The organism is Hymenobacter terrenus, assembly GCF_000972495.1.
Classification (GTDB): Bacteria; Bacteroidota; Bacteroidia; order Cytophagales; family Hymenobacteraceae; genus Hymenobacter; species Hymenobacter terrenus.
In genome coordinates this window covers 1-7813 of sequence record NZ_LATM01000066.1, presented here as the reverse complement: position 1 = coordinate 7813, position 7813 = coordinate 1, and the positions used below count along the sequence as shown (strand labels likewise).

Annotated in this window: 3 protein-coding genes; all 3 read left to right on the top strand. The window is 56.9% G+C overall.

From position 1 onward, the window contains the following. On the top strand, positions 1–447 hold a 447-nt coding region (locus tag WX88_RS31120), incomplete at its 5' end, for a T9SS type A sorting domain-containing protein (protein ID WP_046247386.1). Positions 448–1179: 732 nt separating this feature from the next. Continuing rightward, complete coding sequence (locus WX88_RS26160) at positions 1180–3861, top strand: PA14 domain-containing protein (protein WP_046247385.1); 2682 nt, start codon at positions 1180–1182, stop codon at positions 3859–3861. Between the two features lie 786 nt (positions 3862–4647). Further along, positions 4648–7260, top strand: a complete 2613-nt coding sequence (locus WX88_RS28415) for a PA14 domain-containing protein (RefSeq protein ID WP_052733137.1) — start codon at positions 4648–4650, stop codon at positions 7258–7260. The last annotated feature ends 553 nt before the right edge of the window (positions 7261–7813 follow it).

Below are 7813 nucleotides of genomic sequence, written 5' to 3'. Positions count from 1 at the left end.
CTGAAAGCGGGCAAGCACTTCATCGCCGTCGACTACTTCGAAGCCCTCGGTGACAACACCCTGCAAGTCTTCTTCCAAGGCCCCGGCGTAACCAAGAAACTCATCCCGGCCTCCGCCCTGACCCGCCGCGACTACAACGCCGGCACCACCCGCACGGCACTGGCCACGGGCAAGAGCGCTGGTGCGAGCGCGACGATCGAAGCCTACCCCAACCCGGCCCACGACCGGGCTACGCTCAGCTACACCGTCGAGCAAGCGGGTGCCGTGCGCCTGGAAGTGCTCGATAACCTGGGCCGCATCGTGGCCACGCTCGTCGATGGCCCGCAGACCGCCGGGGCCCATCAGGCCGTCTTTGAAGCCCCCACCCGCCAAGGGTTGGGCCTCCTCAACGTACGCCTGACCACCTCGAAGGGTACTTCTTCCGCTCGCCTCTCCTTCGACAAGTAGGCCAATGCTTTCCTTATGAGCTACAAGAGTCCTGCTCCTTCGGGAGCAGGCCTTTTGTGCCCATGGCCCTATTCTCTGCTATAGTGGCCCCACCACTACCCCGAAAGACCAAATGGCTTACATCAATTGGGAAGACCCTTGGCAGTATGGGCTATGCTTGCCTACAAAGGAATATAGAATTGGGCGGAGAATTTACTCAGTCTAATTGAATATCAATTCCAGATTGTTGATTAACTTGCATTGTTAGTTCGATCAGCAGAATATAAATTTGCTAAATGAGCATAAAAGTCATAGCTTTGCTTCATAAATGCCTCCATTTAGTTTCCTTTCGCTCCAAATCTCTCATCACAAGCATTTGCGAAGTAATGACACAGACTACTGAAGCGCATAAAGCCATCTTTCAAGCTCTCGCTCTTCAGGGTTCCACCTCCTACAGAATTCGTTTAACCACCCCCAAAGAGATTTCCTCCTCTCACTTAATCTTAGACAGGTAAACTCCTTATTTCTTTTCAACCGACTAGGTCTGCTCCTCCAAGAGCAGGCCTTTTTGGCTTGGCTTTTAAAAAAAGTGACTCATTATTGGACATCAATTCCGAGTCGTTCAACCATGGATTTGTGCTGTTCATCCGTGATGGCCGATAGGACCTTGATATTCAGGAGAAGAAAGGGCAACATTTGATCCGGCAACGTTGCCAGACAATCACTTTCACCCCAACCCTTTTTTTTACAGTCATGAGAAAACTTTTTCTGTCGTTATTACTAGGCACTGGAGCCTGGTCTAGCGTACACGCCACCAATTACTATGTCGCCACCAATGGTCAAGATACTCCCACTGCGGGCACCATCGGAACCCCGTTTAGGAGCATTCAATACATCGCCAGCCTGAAAAATGCTACTGGCCAAGCTGTTCTCAGGGGTGGCGACGTAGTGTACGTGCGGGCTGGTACCTACATCAACGAAAACTCCAATCAGTTCTCGGGCCCAGCCGTAAAAATTACGGCATCAGGCACTCCGGCGACCGCCGACTCACCTGCGAGATATATTGTTTTTCGCGATTATCCAGGCGATGCCAAGCCCCTGATCAAGTTCGCCAGTTGGGAGGGCTTCCAGATCAAAGGCAATGTGTCCTACATTGAGATTAGAGGCTTTCGCATTCAAGGCAACAACGCCGCCTTCAACAATGCCCCTATCAAAAACGCCGACGGCTCCACCCCACCCAGCGGCACTCCTGGCGCCACCGGTACTTTCAACAACACCGCGGCCCTCAACCAAGGCGGCGGCTGTGCCCGAAATGGTGCAGGCGACCTTCAAGGTGAATATAACGGCAATGGCATCTTCGCGGTAGGAAAGGCGGATATTGGGTATCCGCACCACCTGCGCTTCATTAACAATGAAGTGTTTGAGTGCGGCGGCGCCGGCATCGCCACCCAGGGTGCGGACTACGTAACCATCGAGAACAACTTGGTCTACAACAACTCGTGGTATACCATCTTTGGCACCAGCGGTATCTCGATGAATGAGAGCCACAACGTCGACACCGCGCCGGGCTACCACATGATTATCCGCAACAACCGCTCCTTCGGCAACCGCCTTCACGTGCCATGGTATAACAAGGATAGCTCATTGCCAGATAAATGCCGGGGCATCACCGATGGCAACGGCATCATTCTGGACCTCAACGACCGGTATGCCAAGGACGCCAACAACAATGTGATCAAAGACGCCAACGGCAACCCAACGTTCGCCTCGAATTCTTACACGGGCCGCTTCTTAATCGCCAACAACTTGGTAGTCAACAACGGCGGCTCGGGCATCCACTTGTTCAAGAGCAGCCACGCCGACGTGATCAACAACACGGCCTACCTCAACTCGCAGAGCACCGAAATCGACAACGGCGAAATCTACGCCAACCAGGCCTCCGACGTGCTCTTCCAGAACAACATCTCCGTCGGGCTACCCGGCAACCTGGTCTTTAATAAAGTCAGCACTACGCTGAACGTCCAGTATGTGAACAACCTGTTCTTCGGCGGCGACATCACGGTCAACACGACCAACAATACCCTCACCAGCCGCGGCAGCGGCACCAGCACCAGCGCCGACGACTTCCCCGTGCCCACCTCCGTTACCATCCCTACCGGCACCAACCTGGTCGGCAACCCACAGTTCATCAACGCAAGCTTCGACTGGACCACCGCCAATTTCAACCTGAAGACTAGCCCGCTTAGTCCCGCTATCAATACAGGCGGAGGCCTGCCCAGCAACCTCGTAACCGCCTTAGGCACCACCGATGTGGCTGGCAACCCCCGCGTGGTGAGCACCCTGGATCGGGGCGCTTACGAGAGCAGCTTCACCCCATGCGGCGTAGCGACGAGCCTGAGCACATCGGGCGTGAGCAGCACCGGCGCGACCCTGGCCTGGACGGCCGTCTCGGGCGCTACGTCTTACAACGTGCAGTACCGTGTCTCGGGCACCACCACGGCCTGGACCAGCACTACTAGCACTGGCACTAGCAAGGTCCTCACCAGCCTGACGGCCGCGACCAACTACGAGTTCCAGGTGCAGACCGTGTGCAGCGGCACCAGCACCAGCGCCTTCAGCCCCTCGGCCACCTTCCGTACGCTCGATGCCACCACGCCCCCTACCACCACGCTTCGTGACCCCGACAACCCTACCGGCACCGTGGCGGGCTTGAACTACGACTATTACCAAGGCACCTGGAGCAAGCTGCCCGACTTCTCGACGCTCACCACCGTCAAGACCGGCACCACCACCACCTTCGACCTCACTCCTGCGACTCAAGCTGACGGCTTCGCCTTTCACTTCTACGGCTTCGTGAGCGTGCCCACCGATGGCCAGTACACCTTCTTCACCAACTCCGACGACGGCTCCAAGCTCTACATCGGCAACCAACTCGTCGTCATCAATGACAGCGCCCACGCCTTGCGCGAGCGAAGAGGCACTATCGGCCTGAAAGCGGGCCGGCACTTCATCGCCGTCGACTACTTCGACAAGATCGGCGATAATACCTTACAGGTTTCCTTCGAGGGCCCCGGCGTGACCAAGAAACTCATCCCCGCCTCGGCTTTGACCCGCCGCAACTTCGGCACTGCTACCACCCGCACGGCGCTCTCGACCAGCAAGACGGCGGACGCGGGCGCGGCCCTGAGCGCCTTTCCCAACCCGACCCACGACCGCGCCACGCTCAGCTACACGGTGGAGCAAGCCGGGGCTGTGCGCCTGGAAGTGCTCGATGGCCTGGGCCGCATCGTGGCCACGCTCGTCGATGGGCAGCAGAGCGCTGGCCCGCATGAGGCCGTCTTCCAAGCCCCCGCTCGCCAGGGCTCGGCTCTCTTCAATGTGCGCCTGATTACGCCCACTGGAACTTCCTTCTCTCGCTTAGCCCTGGACAAGTAAGCCTAATCCTTCCTTTCTGAGCTACAAAAGGTCTGTTCCTCCCGGGGCAGACCTTTTTGGTTTGCAATGAACCATGCTTGTCCGACGCACTAACGCAGTGGCCGTCCCTTGCGGCCCATAGCTTGGGCGGCAGCCTGCCTTGCCTCGTTCCAAAGCCGGCGTCTTGCCCCTGCTTTGCTGCCCTGATCGTCGTCGGCCACCTTGCCGCTCAAGCCTGCTGCGTGCAGTCAACCCCTGCTCAACTTTAGTAGTGCAGCGATACTTTTCAGCGGGTTATTCAGCCGCAGACATGTATGGTATTTTTAGCCATCAGAGAAAGACCATATCCTATTCTACCCGGTATGGGATGCCAGTAGTGCCTGTGGGGCCGGTTTCTCGCACTTAACGCTGGATCCCGAAGCTCATCCTTTCCCTTACTGACTACTGAAGGTCTGTTCCCTACGGGAGCAGGCCTTTTGTGCTGATGGCCCTTCCTATTCCCTGCCACAGCGCCACGCTCACCCAACGGCTGAGCGGCTTACATCGATTGCGGAAGAACCCCTGCCAAGACGGTATCCAGCTTGCCGTGGTAAAGCAATGGTAGTGAACTGATAGTGGATGAGTAGGGAGTTAACTCAGCATGAACAAACATCAATTTCGTGTCGTTGAACCATGCTTTTGTGTCGTTGGTCCAGCTATTTGAACACAAGCTTTTTAAACGAGCATAAAAATTTAAACTTTGATCCGGAAACGTTCCCATCCATTTTCTTTTCAACCCATATTTTTCACAGCAATACTTTCTGAGTCATGAAAAAGCTTATTCTGTCGCTGCTACTGGGCACTGGAGCCTGGTCTAGCGTACACGCCACCGATTACTATGTCGCCACCAATGGTGAAGATAAGCCTACTGCGGGTGCCATTGGAACCCCATTTAAAACCATTCAATACATCGCCGGCTTGAAAAAGAGTGATGGCCAGCCCGTTCTCACGGGGGGTGATGTCGTCTACATACGGGCCGGCACCTATCAGTTTACGGGCGCGGGGGTGCAAGTCAAGGCATCAGGCACCCCAGCGACCGCCACCTCACCTGCGAAATATATTGTATTTCGCAATTATCTAGGCGATGCCAAGCCCCTGATCAAGTTCGCCGGCTGGGAGGGATTTCATATCAAAGGCAATGTGTCCTACATTGAGATCAGAGGTCTTCGGATCCAGGGCAATAACCAAAACGTGAACCCCGACGATGCGACCGCTCAGGGCGGCGGCTGCGCAAACCCCGGGGGCCCCAAGCAAGCCCAATACAATGGCAATGGCATCTTCGCGAAAGGAGAAGCAGCAGTTGGGTATCCGCACCACCTGCGCTTCATCGATAATGAAGTGTTTGACTGTGGCGGGGCCGGTATTGCCGCGGACGGCACAGACCACGTGACCATCGAGAACAACTTGGTCTACAACAACTCGTGGTATACCATTTTCGGCACCAGCGGCATCTCGATAAATGCGAGCCGCAACATCGACACCGCGCCGGGCTACCACATGATTATCCGCAACAACCGTTCCTTCGGCAACCGCCTCTTCGTGAAGTGGTATAATCCCAATAGCACATTAACAGATAAATGCCGGGGCATCACCGATGGCAACGGCATCATCCTGGATGTCAACGACCGGTATGCCAAAGACGCCAACAACAATGTGATCAAGGATGCCAACGGCAACCCGACGTTCGCCTCGGATTCTTACACGGGCCGCTTCTTAATCGCCAACAACCTGTGCGTAAACAATGGCGGCTCGGGCATCCACTTGTTCAAGAGCAGCCACGCCGACGTGATCAACAACACGGCCTACCTCAACTCGCAGAGCACCGAAATTGACAACGGCGAAATCTACGCCAACCAGGCCTCCGACGTGCTCTTCCAGAACAACATCTCCGTCGGGCTACCCGGCAACCTGGTCTTCAATAAAGTCAGCACTACGCTGAACGTGCGGTACGTGAACAACCTGTTCTCCGGCGGCAACATCACGGTCAACACAACCAACAACACCCTCACCAGCACTGGCAGCGGCACTAGCACCAGCGCCGACGACGCCCCCGTGCCCACCTCCGTCACCATCCCCACCGGCACCAACATCGTGGCAGATCCCCTGTTCGTCAACCCGACCACGGCCTTGACGACTGCTACTAACTTCACCCTCAAGACTAGCCCGCTCAGCCCCGCCATCAACGCGGGCGGAGGCCTGCCCAACAACCTCGTAACCGCCTTAGGCGCCACCGACCTGGCTGGCTCCCCCCGCGTGGTGAGCACCCTGGATCGGGGCGCTTATGAGAGCAGCTTCACGAGCACGCCTCCGCCCGCCAGCTGCGGCTTGGCAACCAGCCTGAGCACCTCGGGCGTGAGCAGCACCGGCGCGACCCTGGCCTGGGCGGCCGTCTCGGGCGCTACGTCTTACAACGTGCGCTACCGCATCTTGAACACCACGACCTGGACCACCACCACTAGCACCACCGCCAGCAAGGTCCTCACCGGCCTGACCGCGTCGAGCAACTACGAGTTCCAGGTCCAGACCGTGTGCAGCAGCACCAGCACCAGCGCCTTCACCTCCTCGGCCACCTTCCCGACGAACAGCGGCGGCACCACGCCACCCCCCACCACGACGCTGCGTAACCCGGACACCCCCACCAACACTCTTCCGGGCGTGAACTACAACTATTACCAGGGCACCTGGACCCAGCTGCCCAATTTCTCGACGCTGACCACGGTCAAGGCTGGCAACACCGCAACCTTCGACATCACCCCCGCTCTGCAACCCGAGAACTTCGCCTTCCACTTCTACGGCTACGTGAGCGTACCCGCTGATGGCGAGTACACCTTCGGCACGAAGTCTAACGAAGGCTCCAAGGTCTACATCGGCAACACCCTGGTCGTCAGCAACGACGGCCTGCACAATGCCAACCTCGAGCAGACCGGCAAAATCGGCCTCAAAGCCGGCAAGCACTTCATCGCCGTCGACTACTTCGAGGCCACGGGCATCGAATTCCTGCAGGTTTTCATCACAGGCCCCGGCGTGGCCCGGCAGATCATCCCCGGCTCGTTCCTGAGCCGCCGCGACTTCAGCGGCACCACACGCACGGCCCTCAGCACCAGCAAGACGGCGGACGCAGGCGGAGCCTTGAGCGCCTTTCCCAACCCGACCCACGACCGGGCCACGCTCAGCTACATGGTCGAGCAAGCGGGTGCCGTGCGCCTGGAAGTACTCGATAACGTGGGCCGCATCGTGGCCGTGCTCGTTGATGGGCCGCAGACTGCCGGCGCGCATGAAGCCGTCTTTGAAGCCCCCGCTCGTCAGGGCTCGGCTCTCTTCAACGTGCGCTTGATCACGCCCACTGGCACGTCCGTCTCCCGCTTGGCCCTGGACAAGTAAGCGCTGCCTTTCTTTCTGAGCTACAAAAGGTCTGTTCCTCTCGGAGCAGGCCTTTTGTGCTTATAGCTCTTGCTGCTACCTGCGATAACACCACGCTCACCCAACACTGAGTGGCCTACATCGATTGCAGGTGAACCATGTCAACATATGCTTATCCTTACCCGATGTAAAGCAATGACAGCGAAGGAACAGAGGATGAGTAGGGAGTTAACTCAGCATGAACAAACATCAATTTCGTGTCGTTGAACCATGCTTTTGTGTCGTTGGTCCAGCTATTTGAACACAAGCTTTTTAAACGAGCATAAAAATTTAAAATTTGATCCGGAAACGTTCCCGCTTATTTTCTTTTCGGACCATATTACTCATCTCAACCCTTTTCAAGTTCATGAAAAAGCTTATTCTGTCACTGCTACTCGGCACCGGAGCTTGGTCAGGTGCGCACGCCAATAATTATTACGTTTCTGACACCCAGGGCCGCGATGACAACCCGGGTACCCTCGCCCTGCCATTCAAAACCATTCAACGGGCCGCTGACCTAGATCTGCAACCGGGC